Genomic DNA, 14,465 nt, shown 5'->3' with positions numbered 1-14,465 from the left:
GGCCCGGCGAATTGGCCCAGCGGGCGGCGTACATAACAAGATGACACCGCGGATAGGATTTCCGTAGATCCCCTAGCACCGAGGCCCGGCAGCCGGCCGGGGCTCGCATCGAGCAGAGAGCATTCATCGTGGCAAAGCCGCCAGCATCGACCCTTGACCTCGTCGTCTCCCTCGCCAAGCGGCGCGGATTCGTCTTCCCCAGCGGCGAGATCTACGGCGGCACTCGGAGTGCCTGGGACTACGGCCCCCTCGGCGTAGAGCTCAAGGAGAACATCAAGCGCCAGTGGTGGAAGGCGATGGTCCAGCAGCGCGACGACGTCGTCGGCCTCGACTCGAGCATCATCCTGCCGCGTCAGACCTGGGTCGCGTCCGGCCACGTCGAGACCTTCAACGACCCGCTGGTCGAGTGCCAGTCCTGCCACAAGCGCTACCGCTTCGACCACCTCCAGGAGGAGTACGCGGAGAAGAAGGGCATCGACGACCCTGACACCGTCGTCATCAACGAGGTCGTCGCCTGCCCGAACTGTGGCACCAGGGGCGCCTGGACCGAGCCGCGCGAGTTCTCCGGCATGCTCAAGACCCACCTCGGTGTGCTCGAGGACGAGTCGGGCCTCCACTACCTGCGTCCGGAGACGGCGCAGGGCATCTTCGTGAACTTCGCGAACGTGGTCACCAGCACCCGCCAGAAGCCTCCTTTCGGCATCGCCCAGACCGGCAAGAGCTTCCGCAACGAGATCACGCCGGGCAACTTCATCTTCCGCACCCGTGAGTTCGAGCAGATGGAGATGGAGTTCTTCGTCAAGCCGGGTGAGGACGAGGAGTGGCACCAGTACTGGATCGACGAGCGCATGCGGTGGTACACCGACCTCGGCATCAACCCCGACAACCTGCGCCTCTACGAGCACGCCCAGGAGAAGCTGAGCCACTACTCCAAGCGCACCGTCGACATCGAATACCGCTTCGGCTTCACCGGTAGCGAGTGGGGTGAGCTCGAGGGTGTCGCCAACCGCACCGACTTCGACCTCGGCACGCACATGAAGCACTCCGGCCAGGACCTGCAGTACTTCGACCAGGCCAACAACGAGCGCTACCTGCCCTACGTCATCGAGCCCGCGGCCGGTCTGACCCGTGCGCTGATGACCTTCCTGGTCGACGCGTACGCCGAGGAGGAGGCCCCCAACGCCAAGGGCGGCGTCGACAAGCGGGTCGTGCTCCGGCTCGACCACCGGATCGCGCCGGTCAAGATCGCCGTGCTCCCGCTCAGCCGCAACGAGGCGCTCTCGCCGAAGGCGAAGGCCCTCTCCGCCGAGCTGCGCGCCAACTGGGCCGTCGACTTCGACGACTCCCAGTCGATCGGCAAGCGCTACCGCCGCCAGGACGAGATCGGTACGCCGTACTGCGTCACAGTCGACTTCGACACCCTCGAGGACAACGCGGTCACCATCCGCGAGCGCGACACGATGAAGCAGGAGCGCATCCCGCTCGAAGGCGTCAGCCGCTACTTCGCCGAGCGCCTGATCGGCGCCTGATCGGGGCCTGATCAGGCCCCGAGAGCCGGCGCGGGGCGGCCACCGTTACCGCGTCGTAGCCTCACATGGGACGTCCTGTCGCACGATCTGAAACAGAAGTGCGGCAGGATGTCCCCATGCAACGAGCGGGCTCTCTACGTGCCGCATCCGTCACGGGTGTGGTGATGGCCATGTCACTGATGGGGTGCAGCGGCACCGCACCGAGGACGAACGCGCCCCAGGCGTCCGAGAGCGCCTCGGCGTCGGCTTCCGCCTCGCCGTCGGCCTCGGCCTCGGCCTCGGCCACCGCGGGTGCGCTCACCGAGCCCGGCGCCGACCGCAGGCTCGGCGAGACCGCGACGGTCGAGTGGACGCCCAAGGAGGGCGTCGACGGCGAGCTCTCGATCACGGTCGACAAGCTCGAGTCGACCTCCTACAAGCAGACCTTCTCGGGCTGGAAGCTCGACGAGGCGACGCTGGCGCGCGCCCCCTACTTCGTCCGCGCGACCATCAAGAACGACGGTGACACCGACCTCGGTGGCTACGACGTTCCGCTGTGGGGTCTCGACGACGAGGGCAACCTGGTCGAGGCCGCCGCGTTCAAGGAGCCGTTCAAGCCCTGCGCCGTCAAGACGTTCCCCAAGCCGTTCGCTCCCGGCGCCAGCGTGGACGCCTGCCTCGTCATGCTCGTCCCGGACCAGGGCAAGCTCGTCGGCGTGAGCTTCCGGCCCTACGAGGAGTTCGACCCGATCACCTGGCAGGGCGACCTGACGCCGTACGCAGCGCCCAAGGCCTCTGGCTCCCCGTCCGCCTCGCCGACTTCTTGACGCCGACCGCTTGATTTCGTACGACGCGCCGCTGGTCGGACAATGGAAGGCATGTCTCTCCCCGGCCCCCTGAAGCTCGGCAGCCTGACCGTCGACACCCCTGTGGTGCTCGCGCCGATGGCCGGCGTCACCAACGCCGCCTTCCGGCGCCTGTGCGCCGAGCAGGGCGCGGGTCTCTATGTCTGCGAGATGATCACCTCCCGCGGCCTGGTCGAGGGAGACCAGCACACCAAGGACATGCTCGTCTTCGACGAGGCCGAGACCGTACGCAGCGTGCAGCTATACGGCACCGACCCGGTCTACGTCGGCAAGGCGACCGAGATCCTCTGCGGCGACTACGGGGTGGCGCACGTCGACCTCAACTTCGGTTGCCCGGTGCCGAAGGTGACGCGCAAGGGCGGCGGGGGAGCGCTGCCCTACAAGCGCGGTCTGCTCGGTGAGATCCTGGAGCACGCCGTACGCGCGGCAGAGCCCTACGACGTACCGGTGACGATGAAGACCCGCAAGGGCATCGACGACGCTCACCTGACCTACATGGACGCCGGCCGGATCGCCCAGGAGAGCGGTGCGGCCGCGATCGCGCTGCACGGGCGCACGGTGGCGCAGGCCTACTCCGGCACCGCAGACTGGGACGCCATCGCCGAGCTCGCCGCCTCGATCGACATCCCGGTGCTCGGCAACGGCGACATCTGGGAGGCGGCCGACGCGATCCGGATGGTCGAGGAGACCGGCGTGGACGGCGTCGTCATCGGCCGCGGCTGCCTCGGACGTCCCTGGCTCTTCCGTGACCTGGTGGCCGCATTCGCCGGCGAGAAGGTCAACGTGCTGCCGAATCTGGGCGAGGTGAGCGACATCATGCGGCGCCATGCCGAGCTGCTCTGCGAGCACATGGGCGAGGAGCGCGGCTGCAAGGAGATCCGCAAGCACATCGCGTGGTATCTCAAGGGCTTCAGCGCCGGCGGCGAGCTGCGTCGTACCCTCGGTCTGGTGAACAGCCTCGCCGACCTCGACGAGATGCTCGCCAGGCTCGACCGGAGCGAGCCTTTCCCCTCGTCACAGCTGGGTGCGCCGCGCGGGCGCCAGGGTGCGCCGCGCGACAAGGTGGTTCTCCCGGAGGGGTGGCTGGACGACGCCGACGGGCGTGGCTGCGGGTTCGCGGAGAACGTCTCGGAGACCTCTGGCGGCTGAGGCGGCGCCCTGCCGGATCGGCCCGAAAGGCCATCCACCGGCCCCGGAGTCAGTCGTTCGACAGATACAAAACAACGCAAAAACTCGGTAAGGGAATTGGAATACCCCTCTCCGTGTGTGCTGTACTCATTGCCGCGCCCGGGCCCGAAGGCAACACAGTCCGACGAGTTTCACCCGCTGAAACCGTGGGAGGTGCTCGGACGCAGACCATGTAGTCGAGCAAAGGATTTGCGTGTGGCCGGCAGCCATAGAGGCGACACTCGGGCCGTCCGTAAGACCAAGTCGATAGTTGTCAGCGCAGGGGTCGCCGTCCTTGCGACCGGCGCCGCAGTCGGTGCCGGAGCCGCGTTCGCAGAGCCGACCTCGTCCCTGGTCACCAAGAGCGCAGGCGCATCCTTGACCTCGTCCAAGGCCAACGTGCCGAGCACCCGCGACGACGCGCGCGTCGCCGGGGACCGGCGGGAGACGGTCGTCAGCCGTGACGGCGGCAACCGCGAGTCGGTCTCCTCCGTCGAGACGCTGACCAAGGGTCCCGAGCAGGTCGAGACCGGCACCGCCAAGGCGCTCAAGCGCTGGACCGACGAGACGCTCAACCTCTGGTCGGCCTACGGCAAGCACTCCGCCCAGAAGGGCGAGATCGAGGCCGGCGAGGTGGTCTACGCCACCGGGCGCACCGAGTCCGGCCGCGACGAGATCATCTTCGACGGCGAGGTCGCCTGGGTGACCACCGGTCACCTCAGCGACGAGAAGCCCGAGACCACTGGCGTCGCCGCCGGCGTCAGCGCCGCTGCGTGCGGCGACTCCTCGGTCGAGAGCGGCCTGGTCTCCGACGCCGTCACGGTCTACCGCGCGGTCTGCAACGCCTTCCCGGAGGTCGCCTCGATGACCGTCGGCGGCTGGGACGCCCACGGTGAGCACACCTCGGGCAAGGCGCTCGACTTCATGACCAGCGACAAGGCGCTCGGCGACGCCATCGCGGCCTACCTGCAGAAGCACGCTGCGGCGCTCAACCTCTACGACATCATCTGGTATCAGCAGATCTGGACACCGGTGCGTGCCTCGGAGGGCTGGCGCTCCATGGAGGACCGCGGGTCCGCCACCGCCAACCATTACGACCACGTCCACGTCTCGACGAACTGATTCGTCGGTCTCGACAGCGTTCGGCCCGGGCCTCGAAAGAGCCCGGGCCGAACTGTGTTCTAGCCACTACGACTGCGAGCACGTAACCGTCAGCCGGCCGCCGAGTCGGCTCAGAGGACCGCGCCGCGTGGCGCCACCTCCACTGCGGCGACCCCGCGTGCGTACAACAGCAGCAGCCGGTCGCCGTGTCGGCAGCGGAGGACGCCGGAGTCGCTCGCCAGGATGAGGGTGAGCTGGTCGATCGCCTCGGCCTCGCTCGCTGCCTCTGGGTCGTCGTAGGTGACGTCCATGCTGTCGCCGCTGACCAGTCGGACGCGAAGGACGATGCCGGGCCTGGTCACAGGCCGACCTCTCGCGACGAGGACTCGGACAGAAGGATGGGGCTGTGTGACGTCGGCATGAGGTCCGCCTATCGACCGGCTCGAGCGGCGTCCGGTTGGAGGCCTCGTCTCCGGTCAGTCACCCCAAATCTACTGCGAAACAGCAAGCCTCGACGTCAGACCAGTGCGTCCAGAGGCGTCGGGGTGCGGCCACCGACCCGCTCGACGACGTCGGTGACCGTGGCGAGCTTCCCGAGCCGGGTCGCGGCGCCGAACGAGGTGAGCAGCGGGGCGATGAAGTCCGGTAGCCCGGCGGAGACCAGGCCGGCGGTGTAGGCCTCGTCGTCGACCTGGACGACCTCGACCGGCTTGCCGGACTGCTGCCCGGCGAGCTCGCCCAGATCGGCCGCGGTGTAGGCCCGCGGGCCGGTCACGTCGTACGCCTTGCCCTCGTGTCCCTCGCCGGTCAGCACCCCGACGGCGACCGCGGCGCAGTCGGCGCGGGTGACGTAGGCGGCGCCGCCGTCGCCGATGTTGGTGATCAGCTGTCCGCTCGCGGCGGCCTGGGCGACGGAGTCGACCTGCATGTCGGCGTAGAGGCTGTTGCGCAGCATGGTCCAGGCCAGCCCGCTCTCGCGCAGCGCCTCCTCGGTGGCCGCGTGGTCGGGGACGACGCCCGCGGGGTTGTCCGGGGTGGGCTCGGGCACCGAGGTGTAGGCGATGTGGCGCACGCCGGCCTTGGCGGCGGCGTCGATGGCGGCACGGTGGCCCTCGACGCGGGCGCCGACGACGTCGGTCGAGATCAGCAGCACGCGCTCGACGCCGGCGAAGGCCTCGACCAGCTCGTCGGGCTTGCCGAAGTCGGCCGCGCGGACGTCGGCACCGCGCTCGGCGTAGGCGGCGAGCTTGGCCGGGTCGCGGGTGAGGAGCACGACCTCGGCGGGGTCGACGGTGTCGAGGAGCTGGTCGGCGACGAGGCGGCCGAGCTGGCCGGAGGCACCGGTGATGGCGATGGTCATGAAGCGGTCCTGTCTGTTGGTGGAATCCGTAGTCACGATGATGACGGTTCCGTAAATGTAGTCATAACGATGGCAATAAGGCAAGATGGGGGTATGGCAACCCCGACGAACACCCGTTTCGCGGTGGCCGTCCATGTCCTGACCTACCTCGCGTCGTGTGCAGCCGTGGGACGTACGAGACCGGTCAGCTCCGACGAGCTGGCGGGGAGCACGGCCGTCAACCCGGTCCACGTACGCAAGGTGCTCGGGCCGCTGCGTGCGGCCGGCCTGGTGCGGTCCCGCCCCGGCGCTCACGGGGGATGGGAGCTGGACGCTGATCCGGGCGTGGTCAACCTCGCGCAGGTGTGGCAGGTGCTGCAGGGTGACGACCCGGTCCTCGGCATCCATGGCCCCAACCCCGCCTGCCCGGTCGGTGCCGGCGTCCAGGGTGCGCTGATCGACCTCGACCGCCGCGTCGCCAAGGCCGTCCTGGCCGAGCTCGAGGGCATCTCCCTCAACGACGTCCTCGACGACTCCGGCTTCGATCCGGCGGACCACACGCAGTTCCTCTGCTGACCTAGCCCGGACTCAGCGATAGCCTCTCGGACTGTGGAGCTATACGGAGCCGAGGATCGTGAGCGGATCGTCGCCGAGCCGCCCAAGCGGGTGGCGGCGCCGGAGCGTACGCAGTTCGAGCGCGACCGCGCGCGCCTGGTGCACGCCGCCTCGACCCGGCGGCTCGCCGCGAAGACCCAGGTCGTGGGGCCGCAGGCCGACGACTTCGTACGCAACCGGCTGACCCACTCGCTCGAGGTCGCCCAGGTCGCCCGGGACCTGTCGCGGGCCCTGAACGGGCCGGACTCGCCACAGCCCGACATCGCCGAGACCGCGGCCCTCGCGCACGATCTGGGACACCCGCCGTTCGGGCACAACGGCGAGAGCGTGCTCGCCGAGCGAGCGAAGGGGATCGGTGGGTTCGAGGGCAACGCCCAGACGCTGCGGCTCCTGACCCGGCTGGAGGCGAAGACCTTCGACGCCGAGGGCCGCTCGGTCGGACTCAACCTGACTCGGGCGACGCTGGACGCGTGCACGAAGTATCCGTGGGGCTTCGGGGAGCGGGCGGGGTCGAAGTTCGGCGTCTACGAGGACGACCTGCCGGTCTTCACCTGGCTGCGCGCCGCCGGGGCCGGCCAGCGGCAGTGCGTCGAAGCCCAGATCATGGACCTCTCCGACGACGTCGCCTACTCCGTCCATGACGTCGAGGACGGCATCGTCGCCGGCAAGATCGACCTCGCCCGGCTGGACCTCGACGGCGTCGCCGAGACCGTGGTCGACTGGTACGTGCCGGGCTTCGACCGCGCACTGGCCGAGACGGCTATCACCGACCTGGCGGCGGCCGGATGCTGGATCCCGGACGGCGCTGCCTATGACGCCTCTCGCCGTTCCCGCGCCATGCTCAAGAACCTGACCTCCGACGTCATCGGCCGGTTCTGCGGGGCCGTGAAGGAGGCCACGGACGCCGCCGGCGGCGGTCCCTACGCCCGCTTCGGCGCCGACCTCGTGGTGCCGGAGCAGACTCGTCTGGAGATCGCGTGGCTGAAGGGCATCGCGGCTCACTACGTGATGCGCACCGACGAGCGGGCCGTGAGGATGGATCGTCAGCGCAACCTGCTCGGTGAGCTCGTCGATCACCTCGTCGCCACGGGTCCGGACGATCTCGACCGCCAGTTCGCCGACGACTGGCGGGACGCGTCCGACGACGCGGCTCGGCTCCGCGTCGTGATCGACCAGGTCGCCTCCCTCACCGACATCACCGCGCTGGCCTGGCACGAGCGGCTCTGCCGACGACCCTGACCGGACCGACAAGTTTCGGATGGACGGAGAAGCCTCATGAAACCGGACCGCACCGCGCTCGCCACGGCCGAGCGCCGCGACCTCGCCGACTTCCTCGAGACGCTGACGCCGGAGCAGTGGGACCAGCCCTCGCTGTGTCGTGGGTGGACGGTGCGCGACGTGGTCGCGCACATGCTCAGCTACGAGGAGCTCGGGCTCCGCGAGTTCGCCGGATGCTTCGTGCGCGCTCGGTTCCGGTTCGGCGAGATGAACGCTCGCCGGCTCGAGGAGCTCGGGGAGCGGACCCCGGCCGATCTGCTCGAATACCTGCGCGCGCACGCCGAGCCTTCCGGGCCGACCGCGATTGCCGACTCTCGGATCGGGTTGACCGACGGGCTCATCCATCACCAAGACATCCGCCGGGCGCTCGGGAAGCCGCGGGCGGTGCCGCCGGAGCGGCTCGTCCCGGTCCTCGACTTCGCCCTGATGGCCCCGCCGCTGCCGGCGAGGCGCAACGTACGCGGCCTGCGTCTGCTGACCACCGACGTCGACTGGTCCCACGGGAACGGTGCCGAGATCACCGGCCCGGGCGAGGCGCTGCTGATGGCGATCTCAGGGCGCGCCGACGCGCTGCCCGAGCTCGCGGGGCCGGGGCTGGCGACCCTCGAGAGCCGGGTGCGGCGTACGAGCTAGGGGACGACCACCCAGAGAGCCCCGGCGATCGCGAAGACCGAGAGGCCGAGGGTGGTCTCCAGGACCGTCCAGGTCTTGAGGGTGGTGATGACGTCCATCCCGAAGAAGCGGCTGACCAGCCAGAACCCGGAGTCGTTGACGTGGGAGAGGACGGTCGCGCCCGCAGCAATGGCGAAGACGAGCAGGGAGATGTCGAAGCTGCTCAGGCCCGCCGCGGCGACCTGGGCGGAGATCAGCCCGGCGGTGGTCGTCAGTGCGACCGTCGCGGAGCCCTGAGCGACCCGCAGCAGGGTCGCGATCAGGAAGGCCTGCACGATCAGCGACATCCCCAGGCCGGAGAGCGAGGTGGACAGCGCCTCGCCGATGCCGCTGGTGCGCAGCACGCCACCGAACATCCCGCCGGCGCCGGTGATCAGGATGATCGCGCAGATCGGGCCGAGCGCCTGGTCGACGATCTCGGTTGCGCGGCCCATGGGGAACCGTCCGGGGGAGAGCACGAGCAGGGCGACGAGCACGGTGATCAGCAGCGCGATCGGGGTCTGGCCGATGAGCACCAGCGCGCTGGCCCAGGTGGCGTCCTCGCTGATCGTCCCGGCCGTCCTGAGCGTGGTGATGGCGGTGTTGAGGCCGATCAGGATCATGGGCAGGGCGAGGAGAAGGATGACGACGGAGAACGGCGGGGGAGTCGTCTCCTCCGCCGGGCTCTCCTCCGAGTCCTTCATCGCGAAGACGTTGGTGGGGACCGGGTTGAACCGGGCACCCAGCCGGGTGCCGACGAGGTAGCCGCCGGGGATCCAGGCCAGGACGGCGACCGGTACGCCGATCAGCAGGGTCAGGCCGATGTCGCCGCCGAGCTCGGTGGCCGCGGCGACCGGGCCCGGGTGGGGCGGGACGACCGCGTGCATCGCCGCGAAGCTGGCGGCCGTGGGCAGGGCGTAGATGAGGATCGAGCCGCCGAAGCGGCGGGCCACCGCGAAGATGATCGGCAGGAAGACGACCAGGCCGGCGTCGAAGAAGATCGGGAACCCGAAGATCAGCGCGGCCACCCCGAGCGCCAGCGGCGCACGCTTCTCGCCGAACACGCCGATGAGCGTGTCGGCCAGCACTTGCGCCCCGCCGGTCACCTCCAGCAGGCGCCCCAGCATCACGCCGAACGCCACCAGCAGCGCCACGGAGCCGAGCGTCGTGCTGAAGCCGGTCAGCATCGCGGTCGGCACGTCGGCGACCGGGATGCCGGCCGCGACTGCGGTCACCGCGCTGACCAGCACCAGAGCGATGAAGGCGTGCAGCTTGACCTTGGCGATCAGGACGAGAAGGACGGCGACCGCAACTGCGGCGATCAGGAGCATCACCCATGTGGGGTATGCGGGTGTCAGCGGTTCCATAACGGATACCTTATCGGCGGATGTGACCGGCGGCACCCCTGGGCCGGTATGTTCTCCGCGTGTGAACGAGCTTCAGCGAGTGAGCCATCGGGACAGCATGCGGCCTCGTCCGTATCCTGGCGCTTGCGCCACGGACGTGGTCGCATGAGCGATCCCCTCGTCTGGCTGCCCTTCGACCCGTCCGAGCTGGGCGAGGTGCCCGCGGGCCTCCGCTTCGAGCTCTTCGACCACACCCGCTTCGCACATGCCGAGGTGGAGGTGCCGGACTCGGTCGGCGAGGTGGCCTTCTACCTGCCGCCCTACATGCTCGGCTCGCGCATCTTCGACGTCGTTGACCAGATGACCTCGCTCCAGGTCGTGCAGCTGCTCACCGCGGGCGTCGACGCCGCCCGCGGGCACATCCCCGAGGGGGTGACGCTGTGCAACGGCCGCGGCATCCACGACACCTCGACCGCCGAGCTCGCCCTCACGCTGATCCTGTCGTCGCTGCGGGGCATCCCTGGCCACGTACGTCATCAGGACGAGCATGCGTGGCGGCCGGGCTGGTTCCCGTCGCTGGCCGACAAGCGCGTCCTGATCGTGGGCTACGGCGCGATCGGCCAGGCCATCGAGGCGCGGCTGCTTCCGTTCGAGACCGAGGTCGTCAAGGTGGCCCGGACCGCTCGGGAGGACGTGCACGGCTTCGACGAGCTCGCCACGCTGGTGCCCGAGGCCGACGTGATCGTGCTGGTCACGCCGCTGACCGAGGAGACCCGCGGTCTGGTCGACCGCGAGTTCCTGAGCCGGATGAAGGACGGCGCGCTGCTGGTCAACGTCGCCCGCGGCGGGGTGGTCGTCACCTCCGACCTGGTCGCCGAGCTGGCCACCGAGCGGATCCATGCGGCCATCGACGTCGCCGAGAGCGAGCCGCTCCCGGCGCAGAGCCCACTGTGGAGCTCGCCCAACCTACTCATCACCCCGCACGTCGGCGGCGCGTCGAGCGCGATGTGGCCGCGCGCCTACCGGGTCGTCCGCGAGCAGCTCGAGCGGTTCGCCGCCGGTGAGCCGCTCGCGAACGTGATGTCGGGCGACTATTGAGATAGTCCAGGGAGTTTCCGTCCGTTACTGATCAGTAATCCGACGGAAACTCCCTGGACTACCGCGCCGTCACCGCGTCACCGTGACCGTCGACTCGGCCTTCACGCCGTTCACGACGAGCGTGAGGGTGGCGGTTCCTGGCCGGAGCGCGGTGAGCCTTCGGGTGGCCGGGTCGAGGCGTACGACGCCACGGCCCTGCTCGCCCAAGGCGACCCCGTCCCCGCCCCAGTCGGCGGTGACCGGCCAGGCGACCGGGACGGTCGCGGCACCCTGGCTGAAGGTGGACTCCAGCGTCACCGACGACCCGGCGGCCAACGTCTCCGGGGCGCCGATCGAGACGGCGTCGACCGCCGGTCGGGTCTCGGCGCGCAGCCAGCGCAGTCTCGCCCCCGGGCGCGGGTCGCTGCCGACGACGCCGGCCGAGGGATCGATGCCGACCATCGTCCAGCCCCGGAAGCCACCGCCGGCCGCGTTGCCGGCCGGGTTCTTCCCGGAGTTGCCGTTGACGAGCATCGAGACCCCCTGGGCCGAGGAGCCGTGGAAGACACCGACGTGACCGTTGATGACGGCGACCGACTTGCCCGACGACGTACGGAACCTGCCCAGTCGGTCCTCGAGCTGCTTGGCTTCGATCCGGTCGATCAGCTGGCTGGCCTTGTCGGGCAGCGGGTCTTCGATGGGGTGGTGCATGGCGAGCACGACGCCGGTGACGGCCGGGTCGGCGGCCGCCGCGGTGAGCTGTGACTCCAGCTCGGTCAGCTGGGTCTTGCCGTCGTCGTTGCCGTGCAGCGTGCCGGAGGAGCTGTTGAGGGTGATGAGCTGTGTCGCCCCGATCCGGAACGCGGTGTGCGTGGGACCGAAGACCGCCTTGAAGTTCGAGATCGGACCGCCCATGACCTCGTGGTTGCCGGGGACGTAGGTGTAGGGGACCCGGTCGCCGACCTCCTCGTCCAGGATCCGCTTGGCCAGCGCGATGTCGGCAGGGGAGGCCTCGTCGACCAGGTCACCGTCGATGATCAGGTGGTCGGGACGGGCGGCGACGATCTCACGGAGCGTCTCGCGGACGTGGCGCACCAGGTCGCTGTCGGGGTTGCGCGCCACGAACTGACCGTCCGACATCACCGCGATGCGCTGAGGTCGCTCGTCGACGGTGCCCTCGGTGAGGATCACCGGGTCCTGGACCGGCCCGGTCTGCGTCGGCGGAGCGTCCGGCGCGACATTGGCGACCAGGTCGCTTATCGTCAGGTCGCCGCGGTAGGAGACGTCCGGCCGGGTCTCCAGGAACCGGATCTTGTCCACCCGGATCGGCATCGCGGTGCCCGGCGGGATCGGGTAGGTCACCTGCTGCCATCCGTCCCAGGTGACCAGGTCGCCGTCGAGGTTGCTGACGGTGCCGTCGCCCGAGCGGATCTGGATCCGTGGCCAGATCCCGCTGGCGTCGCCCTCGACCCACAGAGACAGGCTCAGCGGGCTGCCCGGCACGGCGAGACCGGCGGGCGGGACGGCGTAGACGCCACGGGTCCCGGTGCTGGTGGTGAAGTCGTGGCGCAGCCGCAGCGCGTCGCCGCCGTCGTGTCCGCCGCCGCTGACACGCTCGATGGACGCCGCCGCCCGCGCGGTCTCGACCTTCCAGGTGGCGCCGTCGGTGAAGTCGGCCAGGGTGTGCTGCTCGCTGCCGACCAGCACCGACGAGGTCACGTGGTGGCCGCCGACGGCGAAGTCGACGACCGCGGCGCCGCTCTCCATGGTGGGGCGGATGGCGAAGCCATTGGCGCCGTCGCGGGTCACCTCGACGCCGGGGTCGGCGTCCACGGTGACCTCGCTGGGCTCGATCGGAGCCGGACGGCCGTCCGGGTCGTAGCCGGTGATCTGGATCGTCGCCGTCTCGCCGGCCTGCTCGATGGCCAGCTGTGATTTGTCGACCGCGAGCCGGTCGAGCGGGCCGAGGACCGTCAGCGGCATCGTGGCGCGGTGGCGGCTGGTGGTGTAGACGACATCGGCCGAGCCCGTACGCCGCCCGAGGGCAGCCGCACGGTCCTCGTGGACGTCGACGATCCGCACTTCGGGATCCTGGGTGCGGAACCGGCCGGGCTGCTCGACCGCCGCGTAGGCCGCGTCGAGACCCGAGCCGAAGACCGTACGCCGCTGTCCCTGCAGCACGCGATAGGCGCCGGCCCGGTTGGTGGCCGGGCGGACCTGCGCCCCGGTCGCCACGCCGGTCGGCTCGGCGGAGGAGAAGAACAGGAGCGAGTTGGACACCTCGCGCTCGGTGCCGTCGGACGGGGTGTCGACGGTCCTCGGGCTCACGTCGCCCGCGACCCGCGCGGCCATCGTGGTCGAGCCGCCGCCGTCCAGGTTCAGCGACTGATAGGCGCCCAGGCTGAGCATGAACCCGGCCAGCTCCGCGCGCGTCATCCCGCGGCTCGCGCCGGTCTGGCCGTCGAGGGCGAGCACGATCAGCTTCGTGCCGTCGCGGTTGAGCCCGACGGCCGTACGTGAGTGGACGCCGTCGTCGCCGATGCCCGGGCCGACCTTGCCGTCGACCACGAGCTGGACGTTGCCGCTGACCGCCCAGTCGGCCTCCTCGGCCAGCCCGACGGCGACATCGACGCGGTCGCCGACCTCCAGGCCGCGTACGACCCTGGCCCCTGCCTCCCGGCCCAGCAGGACCTGTCCGCCGTCGGGGACGGCCGGCGCACCGGCCTCGTCGGCGACCGCGGTGACGACGCCGTCGACGACGTTCGCGCGGGCGACCTCGGGGGAGGTGTTGCCGGGGCCGCCGACCGGCCGGTCGAGGGTGTAGTCGCCCCAGGCCTGGGTGTAGACACCGATGCCGCCGGTGGGCAGCGACGGGGTGTTGAACCCGGCCAGGTCGTGCTCGGCGCCGTCGATCGTGACGGTCCCGCCCGAGGTCAGCTCGCCGATCGCCGCCTGCGCGCCGGCCATCGACAGGGTCGGGTCGGATCCGAACCGCGCGTTCTGCAGCCCGTCGCGGCTCTTGGCCAGACCGACCGGCGCGCCGGAGGCGTTCATATCGTAGAAGCCGGCGTTGACTCCGGCCACCGCCCCGGTCCCGGACATCTGGCTGGACAAGGTGCCGATCCCGGCGACCTTGCCGGTGTTGCGTACGTCCATCGACAGCGTCGGCTCGGACAGATCGGCGGTGAGGACGTTGCCGCGATTCCAGCCGGTGTCTTCGAGCCGTTGGAAGTTGGTCAGCTTCAGGCCCGGCGCGACGTGCTGCGTCGCGACGGTCGAGAGCGCCTCGCCACCTGCGGCGAAGTCGTAGCCGTTCGACTCCTGCTGGCTCGGGGGGATCCCGCCGGGGGCGAGCGTCACCGCGGTCGGTGGCGGTGGAGGTACGTCGGCGACCGACGGTCCGGCGGTGACGAGGAGGGCAAGGACGAGGGCGAGCGTGGGGGCGAGGGGGCGCACGCTCTCACTGTGGCGACCCTGGCAGCTCCCGTGAAGCGAATTAGCGGAACCATGCGTGGCA

At 70.1% G+C, this 14,465-nt stretch carries 12 protein-coding genes; 8 read left to right on the top strand and 4 right to left on the bottom strand.

The genetic code is table 11. The features are described from left to right. Positions 1 to 128: 128 nt before the first annotated feature. The 4 genes from BJ988_RS16360 to BJ988_RS16345 all read left to right on the top strand — a co-directional run bounded on the left by BJ988_RS16360 (position 129) and on the right by BJ988_RS16345 (position 4,663). The gene (locus tag BJ988_RS16360) at positions 129 to 1,529 is read left to right on the top strand and encodes a glycine--tRNA ligase (RefSeq protein ID WP_179658931.1); all 1,401 of its coding nucleotides are present in this window, start codon (positions 129 to 131) and stop codon (positions 1,527 to 1,529) included. Positions 1,530 to 1,699: 170 nt separating this feature from the next. Then, the gene (locus BJ988_RS16355; RefSeq protein WP_179658930.1) at positions 1,700 to 2,335 is read left to right on the top strand and encodes a hypothetical protein; all 636 of its coding nucleotides are present in this window, start codon (positions 1,700 to 1,702) and stop codon (positions 2,333 to 2,335) included. Between the two features lie 51 nt (positions 2,336 to 2,386). Further along, entirely contained in the window at positions 2,387 to 3,523 is a 1,137-nt protein-coding gene (gene dusB / locus BJ988_RS16350) for a tRNA dihydrouridine synthase DusB (protein WP_179658929.1), read from the top strand. Between the two features lie 234 nt (positions 3,524 to 3,757). After that, positions 3,758 to 4,663: a VldE C-terminal domain-containing protein gene (locus BJ988_RS16345; protein WP_179658928.1), complete on the top strand. Its 906-nt coding sequence runs from the start codon at positions 3,758 to 3,760 to the stop codon at positions 4,661 to 4,663. 110 nt (positions 4,664 to 4,773) lie between these two features. Here the strand turns inward: BJ988_RS16345 and BJ988_RS16340 are convergent, their stop codons facing one another. Together BJ988_RS16340 and BJ988_RS16335 are read right to left on the bottom strand one after the other, a co-directional pair. Continuing rightward, positions 4,774 to 5,004 (bottom strand): hypothetical protein, encoded by a 231-nt coding sequence (locus tag BJ988_RS16340; RefSeq protein ID WP_343051647.1) that lies wholly within the window; start codon positions 5,002 to 5,004, stop codon positions 4,774 to 4,776. Positions 5,005 to 5,159: 155 nt separating this feature from the next. After that, positions 5,160 to 6,002 carry an SDR family oxidoreductase gene (locus BJ988_RS16335; RefSeq protein ID WP_179658927.1) on the bottom strand — a complete coding sequence of 281 codons (843 nt, stop codon included), beginning with the start codon at positions 6,000 to 6,002 and terminating at the stop codon, positions 5,160 to 5,162. A 93-nt stretch (positions 6,003 to 6,095) separates the two neighbouring features. Between BJ988_RS16335 and BJ988_RS16330 the strand changes: the two genes are divergently transcribed. The 3 genes from BJ988_RS16330 to BJ988_RS16320 are packed head-to-tail and all read left to right on the top strand — an operon-like array spanning position 6,096 to position 8,507. After that, entirely contained in the window at positions 6,096 to 6,557 is a 462-nt protein-coding gene (locus BJ988_RS16330; RefSeq protein ID WP_179658926.1) for an Rrf2 family transcriptional regulator, read from the top strand. Between the two features lie 33 nt (positions 6,558 to 6,590). Further along, a complete protein-coding gene (locus BJ988_RS16325; protein ID WP_179658925.1) occupies positions 6,591 to 7,835 on the top strand; it encodes a deoxyguanosinetriphosphate triphosphohydrolase in 1,245 nt (414 codons plus the stop codon). A gap of 36 nt (positions 7,836 to 7,871) precedes the next feature. Continuing rightward, positions 7,872 to 8,507: a maleylpyruvate isomerase family mycothiol-dependent enzyme gene (locus tag BJ988_RS16320; protein WP_179658924.1), complete on the top strand. Its 636-nt coding sequence runs from the start codon at positions 7,872 to 7,874 to the stop codon at positions 8,505 to 8,507. On the opposite strand, the gene BJ988_RS16315 is transcribed toward BJ988_RS16320, so the two are convergent. Next, positions 8,504 to 9,892, bottom strand: a complete 1,389-nt coding sequence (locus tag BJ988_RS16315; RefSeq protein ID WP_179658923.1) for a GntP family permease — start codon at positions 9,890 to 9,892, stop codon at positions 8,504 to 8,506. The genes BJ988_RS16320 and BJ988_RS16315 overlap by 4 nt on opposite strands. 144 nt (positions 9,893 to 10,036) lie before the next feature. Here BJ988_RS16315 and BJ988_RS16310 point away from each other — a divergent pair, with 144 nt between their 5' ends. Further along, the gene (locus BJ988_RS16310) at positions 10,037 to 10,969 is read left to right on the top strand and encodes a 2-hydroxyacid dehydrogenase (RefSeq protein WP_179658922.1); all 933 of its coding nucleotides are present in this window, start codon (positions 10,037 to 10,039) and stop codon (positions 10,967 to 10,969) included. A 69-nt stretch (positions 10,970 to 11,038) separates the two neighbouring features. Here BJ988_RS16310 and BJ988_RS16305 read toward each other — a convergent pair whose 3' ends face one another. Then, on the bottom strand, positions 11,039 to 14,404 hold the full coding sequence (locus tag BJ988_RS16305) for a phosphodiester glycosidase family protein (RefSeq protein ID WP_179658921.1): 3,366 nt from the start codon (positions 14,402 to 14,404) through the stop codon (positions 11,039 to 11,041). Positions 14,405 to 14,465: the final 61 nt, after the last annotated feature.

It is taken from the genome of Nocardioides panzhihuensis (assembly GCF_013408335.1).
Taxonomy (GTDB): Bacteria; Actinomycetota; Actinomycetes; order Propionibacteriales; family Nocardioidaceae; genus Nocardioides; species Nocardioides panzhihuensis.
The sequence above is the reverse complement of the archived record's forward strand: the minus strand, read 5'-3'. Positions and strand labels throughout refer to the sequence as shown.

Bases quoted from the DNA above. Each gene is read 5' to 3' on its own strand.
- BJ988_RS16335 (WP_179658927.1), bottom strand. From the start codon at position 6,002: ATGACCATCGCCATCACCGGTGCCTCCGGCCAGCTCGGCCGCCTCGTC.
- dusB (WP_179658929.1), top strand. From the start codon at position 2,387: ATGTCTCTCCCCGGCCCCCTGAAGCTCGGCAGCCTGACCGTCGACACC.
- BJ988_RS16320 (WP_179658924.1), top strand. From the start codon at position 7,872: ATGAAACCGGACCGCACCGCGCTCGCCACGGCCGAGCGCCGCGACCTC.
- BJ988_RS16310 (WP_179658922.1), top strand. From the start codon at position 10,037: ATGAGCGATCCCCTCGTCTGGCTGCCCTTCGACCCGTCCGAGCTGGGC.
- BJ988_RS16355 (WP_179658930.1), top strand. From the start codon at position 1,700: ATGTCACTGATGGGGTGCAGCGGCACCGCACCGAGGACGAACGCGCCC.
- BJ988_RS16315 (WP_179658923.1), bottom strand. From the start codon at position 9,892: ATGGAACCGCTGACACCCGCATACCCCACATGGGTGATGCTCCTGATC.
- BJ988_RS16330 (WP_179658926.1), top strand. From the start codon at position 6,096: ATGGCAACCCCGACGAACACCCGTTTCGCGGTGGCCGTCCATGTCCTG.